Below are 15,807 nucleotides of genomic sequence, written 5' to 3'. Positions count from 1 at the left end.
GCGGTTCGGCGCTGAAACGCTGTGCCTGATGGAACTTCGCACCGCCTCCGGATCTGAGAAGAAGAGGCTTGTGCCGGCCGGTCACCGGGGGGGTATCCCCTCGGCTGGACTTCAGCCTGGTTTAAGGATATGTGACGCCCAAGCTTGTGATGATTGCAGCCCTGATCTACTTAAGTGTGCAATGACTTAAGTCGAATACACCGGGGTCCCTGCAAGTCGCGTTGGGCAGGGTTTGGAGAGCAAGATGGACGAAGTCGCAACCAAAATCATTGAGATTCTCAAGAAGCATATGAAGGAACCGAGGGACGACATCTCTCTCTCGACCGCTTTGACGGATCTCAAGATCGAGTCACTTGATCTTGCGATGATTGTCTTCGACATCGAAGATACATTCGGTATCGAGATCCCCTACAACGCCAACGAGGACGTCGGCGACTTCAAGACGGTCGGCTCGGTCGTCGACAAGGTTAAGGACCTCATGGCCGCCGGTCCCGCAGCGGCGAAAGCCTGATAGCGCGAATTCCATTGGCGCTTGAGGCGCGCGCCGAGGCTACCTCGCAGGTAGCCTCGCGGCGGCGTGTGCCGTGTATTGCTTACAGCCTGGGAATGAAATGATGACAAAGGGCAACGGCACACGTCGTGTGGTCGTAACGGGTCTCGGCGTAGTCACGCCGATCGGCCTCAACGTGGCGGACTTCTGGTCCAGCATGAAGGCCGGCAAGTCCGGCGTCTCCGAGCTCGGAGGATTTCCGCTCGAAGATCTCAAGATTCTGATCGCCGCGCAGATCAAGGGATTCGATCCCAAGGTCCAGCTCAAGGGCTACAAGCGCGACAAGATCATCATGCACGCGGATCGCTATTCGTGGTTCGCGGCTGCGGCAGCCGCCGAGGCGGTGGAGCAGTCGGGCCTGGAATTCCCGCTCGAAAATCCGTATCGCACGGCGTGCATCATCGGATCGGGCGCGGGCGGTCTCACGACGTTCGAGAACGCCTATCGCGACCTCTTCATTCACAACAAGCGTGCCACCAACCCGCTCACGCTGCTCCGGATCATCGGCTCGTCCGCGTCTGCACACGTCGGCATCGAGTACGGCATCAAGGGCCCGACGTTTGCCACGTGCTCGGCATGCTCGACGGCTTCGCACGCCATCGGCATCGCGCGCGATTACATCCAGAACGATCTCGCGGACGTGGCCATCGCGGGCGCGTCGGAGTCGGTTATCAACTACGGCACCATGAAAGCGTGGCAGGCCCTGCACGTGCTCTCGCCGCAGGGCTGCTTCCCCTTCGCGAAGAAGCGCAACGGCACCGTGCTCGGCGAAGGCGCGGGCATTCTCATCCTTGAGGAATATGAGCACGCGAAGCGCCGCGGCGCGACGATCCTGGCAGAACTCTCCGGTTACGGCATGGCGTCCGACAGCCAGGACATGGTGAAGCCGACCGTCGAAGGTCCGAGCTTCGCGATGAACATGGCGCTGGAGGATGCCGGGATCGAGGCGTCGGAGATCGACTATCTCAACGCGCACGGCACCGCGACGCGCGACAACGACATCAACGAGACCCGCGCCATCAAGGAGGTGTTCAAGAACGCCGCCTCGAAGCTTGCCATCTCGTCCACCAAGTCGATGACGGGTCACGCGCTCGGTGCGGGCGGCGGCATCGAAGCCGTGGCGTGCATCAAGGCGATGCAGGAAAACTGGGTTCCCCCCACCATCGGTCTCGACGAGGCCGATCCCGAGTGCGACCTCGACTACATCCCGAACGAGGGGCGCAATCTCACGGTCAATTATGCGATGTCGAACTCGTTCGCGTTCGGTGGGCTCAACGCCGTGATCGTGTTCGGGCCGCCGCCGGCCTGACGTCCGGCATGCCATCCGCGTGGCCGTAAAGCGTTCAAAGCGTGTGGAAATGTTCCACACGCTACGAAAGCCTTGAAGGATGGCCCATCAGGTGAGAAGCTGTGCTCCGACGGTTGCTTGGCGTGCCTGAAGGTGCGCAGGCTGCTCATGCGGTCTTCGCTCGCGAGTGGAACGACGAGCGGGTCCGCGCCGTCCAATAAGGGCTCGGGAGGCTTTGGTGCGGCAGATACTCATCAAGGCGGGGAAAGTGACCATCCGTGCGCGGCTGTTGGCAACGCCGACGGCCGACCGCATCTGGGATGCATTGCCGATTCATGGCGCGGTGCAGACCTGGGGCAAGGAGGTCTACTTCCGCACGCCGGTTTCGCACGACACAGAGCCCGATGCGCGCCTCGTCGTGAGCAAGGGCGAGATCGCCTTCTGGCCGGATGGGGACGCGATCGCCATCGGCTTCGGCCCGACGCCGATCTCCAGGCGCGGCGAGATCCGCTTCACGAACAAATGCAACGTATGGGCGATTGCGCTCGACGATGTCGACCAGCTCAAGGGCGTCTACGCGGGCGAGCAGGTCTCGGTCGTGGAGTCCGAGGGGGACAGCCAAGCCTGGACCAAGCGCGCCCCGCCTCGCGCGTCGCGGCGCACCAGCCGGCAGGGGCTTGACGGCGCGGGCTGCTGATCCGCCGGATCGCGGTCACAAGTCTTTCGAGATCGACAAACGAGAAGACCGGGGCGTGGAGAGCCACCCCGGCCGGACGCTCCCGATTGCCCGGGAGCGATGAACGACTGCTGGCCGCGATTAGCGGGCGGCGACGCGGCGCTCGACTTCCGACTTCGAGACTTCGCCGGCCTTGATCAGGGCCGTGACGCAGCGGTTCGACAGGTTGTGACCGTTAGCGCGCATGCACTTGCGCACGCCCGGCGTGCCGAGGCCATGCTGGCTGCAATAAGAGTAGTAATCCGAGGCGCAGGCCATCTTGACGCCGAGGCTGACGGCTGAGGCCTGCTGGGGGACGGCGATCGCGAGGACGGCTGCTGCTGCGGCGAGGGCGGTGCGGAAGCTCTTGCTCATCGGGGTCATGGCTCTCTCTCCATCGTCCTGTGTGTTTCGATGGAGAGACTTTGCGCCCTATGCCGCGCCCCCGCTGTTCCCGGAGGAACGGCCAAGAATTTTTTCGAAACTGACGACGGAGCAGCACGCCGCTTGGCTCCGGCCCGCGGCTGTCAGCCTGCCGTGGCGGGGTTGAGGCCGACCATGCCGGGGAGACGCTGGGAGAGTTCGTCCAGCTCCGCCTTGTCGATCCGGAAGAATATGTTCCGGGCCATGCGGCGGCGCAGTTCCGCATCAAGCTCGCGGGTGAGCAAAATGACGGGAACGTCGCCGGGCGGATAGAGCTGGGCGGAGCCGGTGACTTTGAAGTCCATCACGTGCTCGTAGAAGCTCTGCCACTTGGTTTGCGTGGCGACGATGAGGTGACGCGCGTCGAGCGCGATGCACCCCATGACGCCGGCCCGGATGGCCGCGGCGTAAAGGCGGGCGCGATAGCGCGTGTTGGTAATCTCGGGATCGATGGAGAGGCGCGACAGCTCGACGATGGGACCCTTGGCGTTCGCCTTGAGCGCCTCGATCTCCGGATACACCTTTTCGCACGGGAGGGCCGGACCGTCGGTCCCGGGAACGTAAAGGCTGATCCGAAGTGTGGCGATGCAGGCGCCGCGGCGGTAAAGCGCCGCCACCAGCGTCGTGCCGAGATCGTCGTAAGCGTCGGTGTAAATCTCGAACGGGGAGGGCTCGATCAGGCCGGCGTGAACATAACCCCGATAGCGGAGCGCAAACGCTTCGCGCCGATTGTCTGCACACGCATACCACGCCGTGCGAACGACCGAGTCCGATTGGTCCGCTTCGTTAAAAGCGGCCTCGTATTGAGCATGCGGCTTCACGTGAGCGTCCCGATTGTGTGACGAGGAGAGGATCCTGTCGCCAGATCCCTCAGTACCCCTGAACGTTTATCAGATAATTGAGTTCCTGTAAGGCAGCACGCTCTTTTCTTGAGACCAAATGTCACGGATCTGACAAACACCGCGGCCGTCCGGCGACGGACGAAGTGTTCCTCCGGACGTTGGCATTCGATGGGCATGGTCGCCTGAGCAAGAGGTCGTCTGTGCAACGCGTGGTGGGCCCGCCAGGACTCGAACCTGGAACCAGGCGGTTATGAGCCGCCAGCTCTAACCATTGAGCTACGGGCCCGCCCTTGCCGCAATGGGCCGTGAGTCGAACCTCTATACCAGAGTTCGCGCGCGGTTCCAGCGGCCGTGCGCGGGGACGTTCGGCCTTCATTCCTCCCTCATGGTTCCGTATGCGGGACCTTCGATACCTCAGGAGGAGCCCCATGCATCTGATGACGTCTTTCAAACCCGCCGCCGTGTTGTCTGCCTTTCTCCTCCTTCTCCCGGCCAGCCCGATATTTGCTCAGGACAAGCCCATGGATCGTCTGATTACCGTATCTGCAACCGGCTATGCGTCGGCAGAGCCCGATCGGGCGCGGATATCGACCGGCGTCGCGGCGGACGCGGCAACTGCACGCGAGGCGCTTTCGGCAAATTCGGAAGCGATGAAAGCGGTGATCGCGGGGCTCAAGGAGAGCGGCATCGACGCCAAGGATATCCAGACCAGCATGTTCAATGTCGAGCCGCGCTATACGCATCCGCGCGACGGGACCGCGCCCGTGATCGACGGCTATCGCGTCTCGAACCAGGTCGAGATCGTCGTGCGCGATCTCGCCTCTCTCGGCGGCCTCCTGGACAAGCTCGTGACGCTCGGCGCCAACCAGATGCACGGTCTTGCGTTCGAAGTCAGCGAAGCGGACACGCTGAAGGATTCCGCGCGCAAGGAAGCGGTTGCGAATGCGCGCCGCCGCGCGGAACTTCTGGCGGGTGCGGCGGGGGCCGAAGTCGGCGATGTCGTGACGATCACGGAGGAGGTGCAATTCGACGGACCGCGCCCGATGGCGATGCGCGCTTCGGTGGCAAAGGAAGCCGCGCCCATCGAGAGCGGAACGGCCACGCTCGAAGCGCGCGTGACTGTGACGTGGCGGTTGAAATAAGCCGCGTTGTCGAACGCAACGCGACAGCGATCAATGACGGCCCGGGGGCGTTCACCTTTCGGGCCGTTTTCGTACGTTGCGAAAACGCTGCTCGTGGCTGTTCACTTCGGCAGGCGCGCAATGAGGCTCGACGTATCCCATCGGCCGCCGCCCATCGCCTGCACCTCGGCGTAATAGCGGTCGACAAGCTCGGTGACGGCAAGGGTGGAGCCGTTGCGCTTGGCTTCGGCGAGGCAGATCGCGAGGTCCTTTCGCATCCAGTCCACCGCGAAGCCGAAATCGAAACGGCGCTCGTGCATCGCCTGCCAGCGGTTCTCCATCTGCCAGGATTGGGCCGCGCCCTTCGAGATGGTGTCGATGACGGCCGCGATGTCGAGCCCCGCGTTCTCCGCGAAGGCAATCGCTTCCGAGAGCCCCTGCAAGAGACCGCCGATGGCGATCTGATTGACCATTTTCGCAAGCTGGCCGGACCCCGCGGGCCCCATGAGGCGGACGGCCTTGGCGTAGTTGCGGATCACCGGCTCGGCGGCGTCGAAGGCCTCCGCATCGCCGCCGCACATTACGGTGAGCTGGCCCGCTTCGGCGCCGGCTTGCCCGCCGGAGACGGGCGCATCGACGAAGCCCAGGCCCTTCGCCTTTGCAGCCGCATACAGCTCGCGGGCCACATCGGCGGAGGCCGTGGTGTGATCGACGAAGATCGCGCCGGGGCGCATGGTCGCGAATGCGCCGCTCTCGCCGATGGTGACTTGGCGCAGGTCGTCGTCGTTGCCGACGCAGGCGAAGACGAAATCGGCGTCTTTTGCCGCGTCCGCCGGGGTTGCGTGATGGGTTCCGCCGTACGCGTTAACCCACGCCTCGGCTTTCGTCTGGGTGCGGTTATAGACCGCAACGCTGTGCGCACCGCGCGTTAGCAGATAGCCGGCCATGGGGGTGCCCATGACGCCCAATCCGATCCATGCGACCTTTGCCATGCGCGTTGCCCCTGTTCCTTGTCCGCCGGCCGTTGTATCGAATTCGGTCCAAACATCAAAGCATAAGACCGATGGCCGATCAGACACCCGAAACACTTCCGACCGTCACTCTCGCCGACATCGAGCGCGCCGCGCGCGTAATCGAAGGCGCGGTGGTGCGCACGCCCTGCGACCGCAGCCACACCCTCAGCCACGATCTCGGCGCCGATATCTGGTTCAAGTTCGAGAACCTGCAATTCACGTCCTCCTACAAGGAGCGCGGCGCGCTGGTGAAGCTGTCGTCGCTTTCGGAGGAGGAGCGCAAACGCGGCGTCATCGCCATGTCGGCCGGCAATCACGCGCAGGGCGTTTCGTATCACGCGGGGCGGCTCGGCATTCCGGCGACCATCGTGATGCCGGAAGGCACGCCTGCGGTGAAAGCGGAGAATACGCGGCGTTGGGGTGCGCACGTCATCCTCAAGGGAAAGACGCTGGAGGAGGCGGCAGAGTTCGCTCATGCCTACCGCGAGGAGCATGGGCTGGTGTTCGTGCATCCCTACAACGATCCCTTGGTGATCGCGGGGCAGGGAACCGTCGCGCTCGAAATGCTCGAAGCCGTGCCGGATCTCGATGCGTTGATCGTGCCGGTCGGCGGAAGCGGGCTGATCGCGGGCATGGCGACGGCCGCCAAGGCGATCAAGCCCGGCATCGAGGTGATCGGCGTCGAAGCCGCGCTCTATCCGTCGCTCTACAACAAGGTGAAGGGCACGCATTTGCCGACGCGGGGCGATACGCTGGCGGAGGGTATCGCGGTGGCGCAGCCGGGGCCTATTCCCGGCGCCATCGCGGCGGCGCTCGTCGACGACGTGGTGCTGGTGAGCGAGACCGACCTCGAACGCGCGACGTTCGCGCTGCTCATGATCGAGAAGACGGTCGTCGAAGGCGCGGGCGCCGCGGGTCTCGCCGCCATCATGGCCGACCGCGAGCGCTGGAAGGGCCGCAAGGTCGGACTGCCGCTCACGGGCGGCAACATCGATCCGCGGCTGCTCGCAAGTGTGCTGACGCGGGAGCTTGCGCGCGAGGGGCGGCTGTCGCGCCTCACCATCGACATCCCCGACCGGCCGGGTGAACTGTCGCGCGTTTCGGGGCTGGTGGGTCAGGCTGGCGCCAATATCGTCGAGGTTTATCATCAGCGCGTGTTCACGGATCTCCCCGCACGCGGGACGGAACTCAATCTCGTGATCGAGACGCGCGACCGCACCCAGTTGCAGGCTGTGCTGACGCAACTCGAAGCGGCTGGCTATCGCGTGCTCGTGAAGGCGGCGCAGGCGGGAGCGTAAGGCGCTTTCCGATTTTCCGGGACGGCACAATAGCCGGGCTTCCCGCGTTTGGCGGCGGAGCACCTCGAAGCGAGGTGTTGCGTCAGCTCAATGCGAGGATGCCATGGAGAGCCTGTTGGCCGTCGACTGGACGGGGATGTTCGTCCCAAATCTGGGACTGCTTGAGGTCGTCCTGCGCGGAAGCCTGATCTATCTCGCACTCTTCGTCATCCTGCGCTTCATGGCTCGCCGGCAGGCAGGGCGGTTGGGGCCTGCGGATCTGCTCGTCATCGTGCTGATCGCGGACGCAGCCCAGAACGGGCTTGGCGACTATTCGTCGGTCAGCGAAGGCGTGGTGTTGGTGCTTACCATCGTGGCGTGGGAGTACACGATCGACTGGGCGGCGTGGCGGTTTCCAAAGCTAAGGCCGATCCTGACGACGCCGTCCGTCAAGATCGTCGAGAACGGCGCCGTGATCGACGAAGCCATGCGGCGCGAGATGCTGACCGGCGAAGAGCTGATGAGCCAGCTTCGCCAAAACGGTGTCGAGCGCCTCGAAGAGGTGCGTGTTGCGCGGCTCGAAGGCGACGGGCGGCTCAGCGTGCTGAAGCGCACGAGCGCTTAACTCAAACGCTGTCATCCCGGCCGAGCGTCGCACCGCGACGCGAAGAGCTGGGTCCCGGATCGCGCTAAGCGCGTCCGGGATGACACCAGGTGGGTGAGGGGTCAGCGGCCTTCGCGCCACCAGGCCATGGCCATCAACGCCAAGAGTGCTGCGAGTGCGATCAGGCCGTTGAACATCGGCGTGAGCTTCACGCCCTTCGTCAGAAAGGCTTCACGGTCGGCGAGCCCCATCCAGCCCGAACCCGCCATCACGCGTCCGCCCGTCATCATGGCCACGCGCGGCAGCGTCACGGCATCGCCCGCTGTCGTTGCGTCGGTGCGCGTCCAGAAGACACCGCCCCCCGTCTTGTCGGTGAGCGGCTTCAGCTTGTCGGCGGTCGCGACGACCTCGCTCATTTCGCGCGGGTCTTCGACGCCGGCATGCGCGACGGCGGTGAGGGGGCCGGCCGGTCCCTGCGTCTCGGCTTTGTAAAGGCCGGGCAACTTCACATCGATCATGGCTTTCCAGACGCCAGGCCGGTCGCGTTCGAGCACCACATCGCTCCGCTCGCCGCCGGGCGCGGACATCGTGACGGGCCCGACCTGGTCTTCGAGCGTGCGCCGTTCGAGCGTGACCTTGAGCCCCCGTGCGGACGCGAGCAGGCGTTCCTCTTCGAGATCCGGCTCCTTCATGAGCCAATGAGACAGACGGCGCAGCAGATCGGTGTGCGGGCCGCCGCCGTCGTAGCCGCGCGCCCAGAGCCACGCGTGATCGGACAGGAGAAGCGCGACGCGTCCCGTCCCGCGCCGGTCGAGCACGAGCAGCGGCTGATCCTGCGCGCCTTCCATCACCGGCCGCCCACGGTCGAGCCGCACTTCCGCCTGGCGGAACCAGTGGCCCCAGGTGGCGGGGCGGTCTGGGCCGATCGTGTTGGCGCCAGGGAGGCCCTGCGTCACCGGATGGCGCAACCCTTCTTCCGTAATGCGCGCGCGGAACGGCTCCTCGATGACGCGGCCGGTGGGGGCTGCCGGAAGCACGGGCGAGAGCGGCGTGCGATAGAGGCTCGTCATGCCCGCGTAGTCGTCTCCCGCCGCGACCAGCACTGCGCCGCCGTTCTCCACATAGCGGGCGATGTTGTCGTAGTAGATGAGCTGGAGAATGCCGCGATGCTCGTAGCGGTCGAAGATGATGAGATCGAAGTCGCGGATGCGATCCGAGAACAGCTCCTTGGTCGGGAACGCGATCAGCGAGAGCTGATTGATCGGCGTGCCGTCCTGCTTCTCGGGCGGACGCAGAATGGTGAAGTGCACGAGGTCGACGGCGGCGTCCGACTTCAGCAGATTGCGCCACGTGCGCTCGCCCGCATGCGGTTCGCCCGAGACGAGAAGCACGCGCAGGTTTTCGCGCACGCCTTCGGCAACGACGACGACGCGGTTGTTCGCGGGCGTCAGCTCGCCCGGCGCGGTTTCGAGCTCCACCTCGACGATGTTGGTGCCCGCGTGCGGGAACGGCATCTCGATGGTAACGGGGCGGTCGATCTCCGCGCTCACCTGCTGGTCGGGGCGGCCCTCCCGGCGGACATTGAGCGTCACCGGCCCGGTCGCGCGGCTTGTTTTTCCGGTCTCGCGCACGGCAAGCTCGATCTCGCGGGATTGGCCGACGAGCCCGTAGCGTGGGGCTTCGAGAATTTCGATGCGGCGGTCGAACTCGTCGGGCGTGCCTGTGAGCAGCGTATGCACGGGCGCGTTGAAGCCGAGGGCGGCGGCTTCCTTCGGCACATCGTGCACCTGGCCGTCGGTGATCATGATCACGCCCGCGATGCGGTCGGGCGGGGTATTGGTGAGCGCTTCGTTGAGGGCGGCGAAGAGCTGCGTGCCTTGCGCGGTGCCGCTCTCGCCGCCTGAGGCGCTAAGCCACTTCACTTCGAGGTTCTTGATGCCGCCAAGGCGCGCTTCGAGATTGGCGCGGATCGCCGCGCGCTGTTCGGGGCGCTTGTCGAGCGCCTGGCTCGTGCTCTCGTCCACGACGACGAGGGCGATGTTGGCGAGGCTCTCGCGTTCTTCTTCGCGCAGCGTCGGGTTGAGGAGTGCTGCGAGAAGTGCGGCGACGGCGGCCGCGCGCCAGAGCGCGCCACGGCTTCTGCGCGCGATAAGGATGGCCAGCAGCACGCACGCGGCAGCCGCCGCCGCCCACAGAAGCGGGACGGGCACGAGCGGCGCGACTTCGATCGACCAGTTCAACAGTTGCTCCTTGCCGGGCCGTTACGGTCCATCATTGCCCGAGCCGTTCGAGCAGGGCCGGGATGTGCACCTGGTCGGCTTTGTAGTTGCCGGTGAGCGCGTGCATCACGATGTTGATGCCGCTCCTGAGCGCCATTTCGCGCTGGCTTTCGCCGCCGGGGACGACGGGGTAAAGCGGCCGTCCGCGGGAATCGAGTGCCCAGGCGGCGGCAAAATCGTTCGACGTGATGAGGATGGAGCTGACGCCGTCGGCCTGGCGAGCACGTCGCCCGCCCGTTTCGGTGCCGGCTTCGGCTTCGCCCCCCGTGCCGGCTTCGACCCAGAGCTGACCGCCTTCCCAGCGTCCGGGGAACGAGCGCAGAAGGTAGAACGACTTCGTCAGCACGTGGTCTTCGGGCACAGGTTCGAGTCGCGGCACGTCGAGCTGACCGACGAGCCGCTGCAGCGATCCGTTGCGTCCCTCGAAGCCGCTGCCCGAGGGAACGCCGGTGCCGAAATCGCGGGTGTCGAAAATGATCATGCCACCCTGTTTCATGTAGGCGTCGATCTTGGCGAGCGTCGCTTGAGGCAGCGCTTCGGCGTCGGTGAGTACGGGCCAATAGAGCACGGGGAAGAAGGCGATCTCGTCCGCGACGATGTCGACCCCCATCGGCTCGCCGGGCTCGACGGCCGTGCGCACCGCGAGAATACGCGACAATCCCGAAAGCCCGGCCTGGCTCGTCGCGTCGGCCGTCGCGTCGCCCGTCAGCACGTAGCCGAGCGTGACGTTCCCGGTTGCCTTCTGCGCCACCTCGGCGCTCGGCGGCGGTGCGTTGGGCTGAAGCTGCGCGATGGCCGCATCCGGCAACAGCGCGACGCTCGCTGCGCCCGCTGCGGCAAGGAGCGCGCCTGCGGCAACCGATCGGCGGCGGACGCCGAGACGGGATGCGAAGGCTGCAATCACGCCGAGAAGAACGAGAACGGCCACGATGTCGGCGAACACGAGCGCGAGCGAAGCGGTGAGAAGATACGGCGCGAGCGGCGTCGAAGGTTGCGTGTCGTAGAGCATCTGCGAGACCCCACTCGGACGGGACGGGAGGGGGGCGAGCGTGCTGTCCGCTTCGAGGACGTTGAGCGCGCGCGGAGACCCTTGCGCGCCATAGTAGCCCGGCGGATGCTGAAGGCTAGCCTTGACGGCGGCGAGACGCTCGGAGGGGATCGCTTCGGCCGTCGGCGGCGGCGCGCGCAGAATGCCGTATCCGTCGAGCGTCTGCACCGGCGCAAAGGCTTCGAGGTTGGCGGTCTGATTGGCGACCGTCGCGGACGTATCGGGCGCCGCGCCCTCGGCGGCTGCCGGCGGCGCAAGGCTGCCGAGCGCGGTGACGCGGCGCAGCATCTCGACGAACAGGCCCGACATCGGCAGGTTCGACCAGTCCGAGTTCGCCGTAACGTGGAACAAGACGACCTGGCCCGCGCCGTGCGAGGCCGCGGTCACCAGCGGCGTGCCGTCGCCGAGGCGCGCCCAGACTTGAATATCGGACGTGAGGCGCGCCGGGTCGGCGAGCACCTGGCGCGAAACGGCGACGTCCTTCGGCACGGGGATGCCGGCGAAGAGGCTCGATGAATCGAAATCCGCAAGCGGTTGCGGGCTGGACCACGAGAGCGCGCCGCCGAGCGTGCGCCCGCCGACGCGGAGCTCTACGGGAAGGAGATCGTCGCCGCCGCTTTCGAGGCGTGGCCCCGCGAAGCGCACGAGCACGCCGCCGGATTTCACCCACTCGTCGACGCGGGCTTTGATGTCGCCCGCGAGCGTACCGATGTCGGCGAGCATGAGAACGCTTGCACGTTGTTTCAGAACCGTGTCGATGCCGTCGGCGAGGTTGAGATCCTGCGGGCGGACGATCTCGGCATAGGGTTGAACGGCCTTCTCCAGATAGAAGAGCGGGGCGAGTAGCGGCTGCGCCTGCTCCTGGCGTTCGCCGGAGATCATGCCGACGCGCTGCCATTGCGAGCGGCCGTCGAGCAGGCTCACGGTGCCGGCCGAGCGCTCGGCGGAGATATCGAGGCGCGTCACCTGATTTCTGAGTTCGAGCGGAAGCTCGAACGTGACGCTGGTCTCCGTGGCGCCGGGTGCAAAGGAGAACGTCGCCTCGCCAAGGCGCTGGCCGCGTGCGGAGACGGCATCGATGCGGCCTGCGCGCGCGGGGCCGTCCGGTGCGGAGCACGCGGGCGACGAGCTTGCCGTCGGCGCCGACGGTGGCCGCGAGCCCGAGCGGTTCCTCGCCCGCGATGTCCTCTGCGATAGCGAGCGTGCCGCCGTCAGCAAGGCCTTCCAGACCCTCGGCAAACGTAGCCGCATCCTTCGCGTGGTCGATCCCGTCGGTGAGCCAGAGAATGCTGGGGCCGGTCGCGTCGGTTGCGGCGAGGGCGTCCTTGAGAGAGGCCAGCGTTGCGGCGCGATCCGGCGCGAAGGGACGCGGTTCGAGGGCTGCCAACGTGGCGCGCGCTTCCGCGGGCGCTTCAAGTTTTAGCGTGCGCGTCTTCGCGGCAGGCGCTGTTTCGGCGACGATGACCGGGCGGCCCTGGCGCTGCGCCTCCGCGATCATTTCCTCCGCGAGCGCGCTGCGCCGGTCCCATCCGTTGGCGGCGGCCCATCCGTTATCGATGGCGAGGACAACGGGGCCGCTGCCGGTGAGGGCGCGCTCGCGCGTCGGGTTCAGAACGGGCTCCGCCAGCGCGAGAATGATGAGCGCTGCGGCGAGAAGGCGGATGAGCAGGAGCCACCACGGCGTTTTGGCAGGCGTCTTCTCCTGGTTTTCGATGCCGACGAGAATGCGGGTCGCCGGAAATTCCACCTGCTTGGGACGCGGGGGAACGGTGCGCAGCAGCCAATAAATGAGCGGCAGTGTGCCAAGCGCCGCGAGAAGCCACGGATTGAGGAATGCGAGGGCGCCGATGCTCATGATCGGCCCTCTGCGTGTTGGGCGGCCGCTTGCTCGGAGGACTGCTGCCAGCGATATCCGCCGTCGCGGCCTTCGAGGCGCATGATGAGGGTCAGGAGCGGCTCGGTCGGCGGGCGGTCCGTATGGTGCACCATGAACGACCAGCCGAGGCGCGTCGCAAGCGCCTGCACCTCGTCGCGGTGAGCTTTGAGACGGGCCTGATAGCGATCGCGAAGGCTTTCGGCGCGATCCGCGATCCAGGTTTCGCCCCCTTCGATCCCGAGAAACTCCGTGCGGCCCTCGTAGGGTAGCGTTTCCTCTGCCGGATCCAGCACCTGGATCAGATGCCCCGACGCGCCGCTTGCTGCGAGCGTTTCGATGCTTTCGCGGATCTGCTCGATGGGGTCGAGGAAGTCGGAGAACAACAGCACGCCGGAAAAGCGGCTGACGCGCGCGTGCGAGGGCTGTCCGCTCGCGAGCAGCGGGCTATCGGTGTGCGAGGCGATGGCTTCGGCGAGACGCGTCGATGCGCGCCGGCTCGCGTAGGGTGGCGTGATGCCGAGAAGCCCGACGCGTTCGCCGCCGCGCACGAGCAACTCGGCCGCGGCCAGCATGAGCACGAGCGCGCGGTCGCGCTTGGTGGTGGTTGCGAGATGGCTCTGGAAGGCCATGGAGGGGGAGAGGTCCGGCCACAGCCACAGCGTATGGGCGGCCTCCCACTCGCGTTCGCGCACGTACAGGTGATCGGAGCTCGCGGAGCGGCGCCAGTCGATCAGTTGGGCCGAATCCTGCTGCTCGTAGGTGCGGAACTGCCAGAAGGTTTCGCCGGGTCCCGAGCGGCGGCGGCCGTGAATGCCGTGGGCGACCGTCTGCGCGATGCGGTCGGCTTCGATCAGGAGGTCGGGCAGGCGCTCGGCGACGGCATGGGCGTCGCGTTCGAGACGGAACACGCCGGGAAGGGCCTGGCCTGGGAGGTGCCCGCGGGGCGCCGCCATGCCGGTTACTCCAGCGCTTGGGCGAGGCGGGCGATCAGTTGACCCAGCTCCTCGCCCTCGGCGCGAGCGGCGAAGGAGAGCGCCATGCGGTGCTTGAGAACGGGCTCCGCCAGTTCCACGACGTCGTCGATCGAAGGAGCGAGGCGCCCGTCGATCAGCGCCTTGGCCCGCACGGCAAGCGTGAGCGCCTGACTGGCGCGCGGGCCGGGGCCCCAGGCGATGAGGCGATCCGTTTCAGCGTTGGCGCCGGTGCCGGGCCGGGCCGAGCGCACGAGCTTCAGGATCGCTTCCACGACCTTGTCCGGCACCGGCATCTGGCGCACGAGGCGCTGAATGGCCATCAGGTCGCCAGCCGAGAGGACGGTTTCGACAGCGCGATCGTCGGTGCCTGTGGTCGCGTACAGCATCCGGCGTTCGGCGGCGAGATCGGGATAGGTGACGTCGATCTCCAGCAGAAAGCGGTCGAGCTGGGCTTCGGGGAGAGGATAGGTGCCTTCCTGCTCAAGCGGGTTCTGCGTTGCCAGCACGTGGAACGGCTGGGGCACGTCGTGGCGCTGGCCCGCGACCGTCACGTGGTGCTCCTGCATCGCCTGCAGAAGCGCCGACTGGGTCTTGGGCGAGGCGCGGTTGATCTCGTCCGCCATCAGGAGCTGGGTGAAAATGGGGCCTTTGATAAAACGGAAGCTGCGCCGCTCGCCCGGCGTGTCTTCGAGCACCTCGGAGCCGATAATGTCGGACGGCATGAGGTCGGGCGTGAACTGAATGCGCTTGGCATCGAGGCCGAGCACGCGGCCGAGCGTTTCGACGAGCAGCGTCTTGGCGAGACCGGGCACGCCGATGAGAAGCGCATGTCCGCCCGAGAGAATGGTGATCAGCGAGCGCTCGATCACGACATCCTGGCCGAAGATGACGGAGGCGGCCGCCTTGTGGGCGCGCTTCACGCGTTCGGCGGCGGCTTCGAGCCGCGGAACGATGGTTTCGTCGGTCTGGATGACAGTGCTCATAGGATCGCCGCTCACGATTTGCAGTGGACCGCCGCGCAGAGTGGAAAGAGAAAGAGCAGGGGCGGGCCTTGTCTGATGCTTTTGTTCGCGATGTGACCGGCTCGCAGGGGGGCTGGTCAAGTTAAACCTAGGTAAGACACGTCGGGAAATCACCTTTATTGCGCTGAAACGGCAATCTTTCCGGTGCGTTTTTCGCTTGATCAGGACGCGTATTGGCAAACGAAGTCGCGCAACCGATGTTCCGGGCGCGCAAAGAACGAGACGGTATGACGGCATGGACAGGCTTGCAGATCTTCTGAAGCACGCGGAGGGCGAGGCTCCGGCGCCGGTGGAGCGCTGGAATCCGCCGTACTGCGGCGACATCGGGCTCGAAATCCTGCGAGACGGAAGCTGGCAGTATCAGGGAAGCCCGATCCGCCGCCCGGCGATGGTGAAGCTCTTTGCGCGCGTGCTGCGGCGCGACGCGGACGATCGGACCTATCTCGTGACGCCCGTAGAAAAGATCGACATCGCGGTGGCCGACGCGCCGTTCATCGCCGTGGAGATGCAAGTCGAGGGCGCGGGAGAGACGCAGTCGCTCGTGTTTCGTTCCAACGTTGACGACGTGGTGCGGTGCGGGCCCGAGCATCCGCTGCGTTTCGCCGTCGATGGGGTGGGGAGGCGTTCAAGCCTTACGTCCATGTGCGCGGCCGGCTCGAAGCGCTTGTTGCGCGCGCCGTCGTCTACGATCTCGTGGCGCTGGCCGCGCCAGGTCCGGACCGCGGCCCGCTCGGGATCTGGAGCGGCGGGGCGTTTTTTCCGCTGCCTTATTAGC

The 15,807-nt window shown here is 66.1% G+C and carries 14 protein-coding genes, 1 tRNA gene and 2 pseudogenes; 8 read left to right on the top strand and 9 right to left on the bottom strand.

Going from position 1 to position 15,807, the window contains the following annotated elements; translation table 11 throughout:
* Window positions 1-244: 244 nt before the first annotated feature.
* The 3 genes from W911_RS11180 to W911_RS11170 all read left to right on the top strand — a co-directional run bounded on the left by W911_RS11180 (window position 245) and on the right by W911_RS11170 (window position 2,535).
* Window positions 245-511, top strand: a complete 267-nt coding sequence (locus tag W911_RS11180) for an acyl carrier protein (protein WP_023787651.1) — start codon at window positions 245-247, stop codon at window positions 509-511.
* A 103-nt stretch (window positions 512-614) separates the two neighbouring features.
* The gene (locus W911_RS11175) at window positions 615-1,859 is read left to right on the top strand and encodes a beta-ketoacyl-[acyl-carrier-protein] synthase family protein (RefSeq protein ID WP_051388548.1); all 1,245 of its coding nucleotides are present in this window, start codon (window positions 615-617) and stop codon (window positions 1,857-1,859) included.
* A gap of 217 nt (window positions 1,860-2,076) precedes the next feature.
* Window positions 2,077-2,535 carry a cyclophilin-like family protein gene (locus W911_RS11170; protein ID WP_244438503.1) on the top strand — a complete coding sequence of 153 codons (459 nt, stop codon included), beginning with the start codon at window positions 2,077-2,079 and terminating at the stop codon, window positions 2,533-2,535.
* 120 nt (window positions 2,536-2,655) lie between these two features.
* Here W911_RS11170 and W911_RS11165 read toward each other — a convergent pair whose 3' ends face one another.
* From W911_RS11165 to W911_RS11155, 3 genes are all read right to left on the bottom strand, one after another.
* Complete coding sequence (locus W911_RS11165) at window positions 2,656-2,937, bottom strand: hypothetical protein (RefSeq protein ID WP_023787648.1); 282 nt, start codon at window positions 2,935-2,937, stop codon at window positions 2,656-2,658.
* 143 nt (window positions 2,938-3,080) lie between these two features.
* On the bottom strand, window positions 3,081-3,797 hold the full coding sequence (locus W911_RS11160) for an N-acyl amino acid synthase FeeM domain-containing protein (protein ID WP_023787647.1): 717 nt from the start codon (window positions 3,795-3,797) through the stop codon (window positions 3,081-3,083).
* Between the two features lie 231 nt (window positions 3,798-4,028).
* A tRNA-Ile gene (locus W911_RS11155) sits at window positions 4,029-4,104 on the bottom strand.
* Window positions 4,105-4,339: 235 nt separating this feature from the next.
* Here W911_RS11155 and W911_RS11150 point away from each other — a divergent pair.
* Window positions 4,340-4,960, top strand: coding sequence for an SIMPL domain-containing protein (locus tag W911_RS11150; protein ID WP_244438501.1), 621 nt, complete (start codon window positions 4,340-4,342; stop codon window positions 4,958-4,960).
* Window positions 4,961-5,061: 101 nt separating this feature from the next.
* Here the strand turns inward: W911_RS11150 and W911_RS11145 are convergent, their stop codons facing one another.
* On the bottom strand, window positions 5,062-5,931 hold the full coding sequence (locus W911_RS11145) for an NAD(P)-dependent oxidoreductase (RefSeq protein WP_023787645.1): 870 nt from the start codon (window positions 5,929-5,931) through the stop codon (window positions 5,062-5,064).
* Window positions 5,932-6,002: 71 nt separating this feature from the next.
* Here W911_RS11145 and W911_RS11140 point away from each other — a divergent pair, with 71 nt between their 5' ends.
* Both W911_RS11140 and W911_RS11135 read left to right on the top strand, forming a co-directional pair.
* Window positions 6,003-7,250: a threonine ammonia-lyase gene (locus tag W911_RS11140; RefSeq protein WP_023787644.1), complete on the top strand. Its 1,248-nt coding sequence runs from the start codon at window positions 6,003-6,005 to the stop codon at window positions 7,248-7,250.
* A 103-nt stretch (window positions 7,251-7,353) separates the two neighbouring features.
* A complete protein-coding gene (locus W911_RS11135) occupies window positions 7,354-7,854 on the top strand; it encodes a DUF421 domain-containing protein (RefSeq protein ID WP_023787643.1) in 501 nt (166 codons plus the stop codon).
* A 101-nt stretch (window positions 7,855-7,955) separates the two neighbouring features.
* Here W911_RS11135 and W911_RS11130 read toward each other — a convergent pair whose 3' ends face one another.
* Window positions 7,956-10,073 carry a membrane protein gene (locus W911_RS11130; protein ID WP_023787642.1) on the bottom strand — a complete coding sequence of 706 codons (2,118 nt, stop codon included), beginning with the start codon at window positions 10,071-10,073 and terminating at the stop codon, window positions 7,956-7,958.
* A gap of 31 nt (window positions 10,074-10,104) precedes the next feature.
* Entirely contained in the window at window positions 10,105-12,126 is a 2,022-nt protein-coding gene (locus W911_RS11125) for a DUF4159 domain-containing protein (RefSeq protein WP_244438499.1), read from the bottom strand.
* Between the two features lie 31 nt (window positions 12,127-12,157).
* Between W911_RS11125 and W911_RS18760 the strand changes: the two genes are divergently transcribed.
* Window positions 12,158-12,583 (top strand): hypothetical protein, encoded by a 426-nt coding sequence (locus W911_RS18760; RefSeq protein ID WP_244438497.1) that lies wholly within the window; start codon window positions 12,158-12,160, stop codon window positions 12,581-12,583.
* Window positions 12,584-12,820: 237 nt separating this feature from the next.
* Here W911_RS18760 and W911_RS18755 read toward each other — a convergent pair.
* The 3 genes and pseudogenes from W911_RS18755 to W911_RS11115 form a co-directional block, all read right to left on the bottom strand.
* A pseudogene (locus W911_RS18755) lies at window positions 12,821-13,015 on the bottom strand (BatA domain-containing protein); the annotation flags it as partial.
* Window positions 13,012-13,989 (bottom strand): DUF58 domain-containing protein, encoded by a 978-nt coding sequence (locus tag W911_RS11120; protein ID WP_023787641.1) that lies wholly within the window; start codon window positions 13,987-13,989, stop codon window positions 13,012-13,014. The gene W911_RS11120 and the pseudogene W911_RS18755, both read right to left, overlap by 4 nt.
* Window positions 13,990-13,994: 5 nt before the next feature.
* Entirely contained in the window at window positions 13,995-14,993 is a 999-nt protein-coding gene (locus W911_RS11115) for an AAA family ATPase (protein ID WP_023787640.1), read from the bottom strand.
* A 274-nt stretch (window positions 14,994-15,267) separates the two neighbouring features.
* Here W911_RS11115 and W911_RS11110 point away from each other — a divergent pair.
* Window positions 15,268-15,806, top strand: a pseudogene (locus W911_RS11110) (DUF1285 domain-containing protein).
* Window position 15,807 lies beyond the last annotated feature (1 nt).

Origin of the sequence: Hyphomicrobium nitrativorans NL23, assembly GCF_000503895.1 — a bacterium.
Taxonomy (GTDB): Bacteria; Pseudomonadota; Alphaproteobacteria; order Rhizobiales; family Hyphomicrobiaceae; genus Hyphomicrobium_C; species Hyphomicrobium_C nitrativorans.
This window is presented reverse-complemented; position numbering and strand designations above follow the sequence as displayed.

Bases quoted from the DNA above. Each gene is read 5' to 3' on its own strand.
- W911_RS11180 (WP_023787651.1), top strand. From the start codon at position 245: ATGGACGAAGTCGCAACCAAAATCATTGAGATTCTCAAGAAGCATATG.
- W911_RS11175 (WP_051388548.1), top strand. From the start codon at position 615: ATGACAAAGGGCAACGGCACACGTCGTGTGGTCGTAACGGGTCTCGGC.
- W911_RS11165 (WP_023787648.1), bottom strand. From the start codon at position 2,937: ATGACCCCGATGAGCAAGAGCTTCCGCACCGCCCTCGCCGCAGCAGCA.
- W911_RS11150 (WP_244438501.1), top strand. From the start codon at position 4,340: ATGGATCGTCTGATTACCGTATCTGCAACCGGCTATGCGTCGGCAGAG.
- W911_RS11145 (WP_023787645.1), bottom strand. From the start codon at position 5,931: ATGGCAAAGGTCGCATGGATCGGATTGGGCGTCATGGGCACCCCCATG.
- W911_RS11140 (WP_023787644.1), top strand. From the start codon at position 6,003: ATGGCCGATCAGACACCCGAAACACTTCCGACCGTCACTCTCGCCGAC.
- W911_RS11135 (WP_023787643.1), top strand. From the start codon at position 7,354: ATGGAGAGCCTGTTGGCCGTCGACTGGACGGGGATGTTCGTCCCAAAT.
- W911_RS11120 (WP_023787641.1), bottom strand. From the start codon at position 13,989: ATGGCGGCGCCCCGCGGGCACCTCCCAGGCCAGGCCCTTCCCGGCGTG.
- W911_RS11115 (WP_023787640.1), bottom strand. From the start codon at position 14,993: ATGAGCACTGTCATCCAGACCGACGAAACCATCGTTCCGCGGCTCGAA.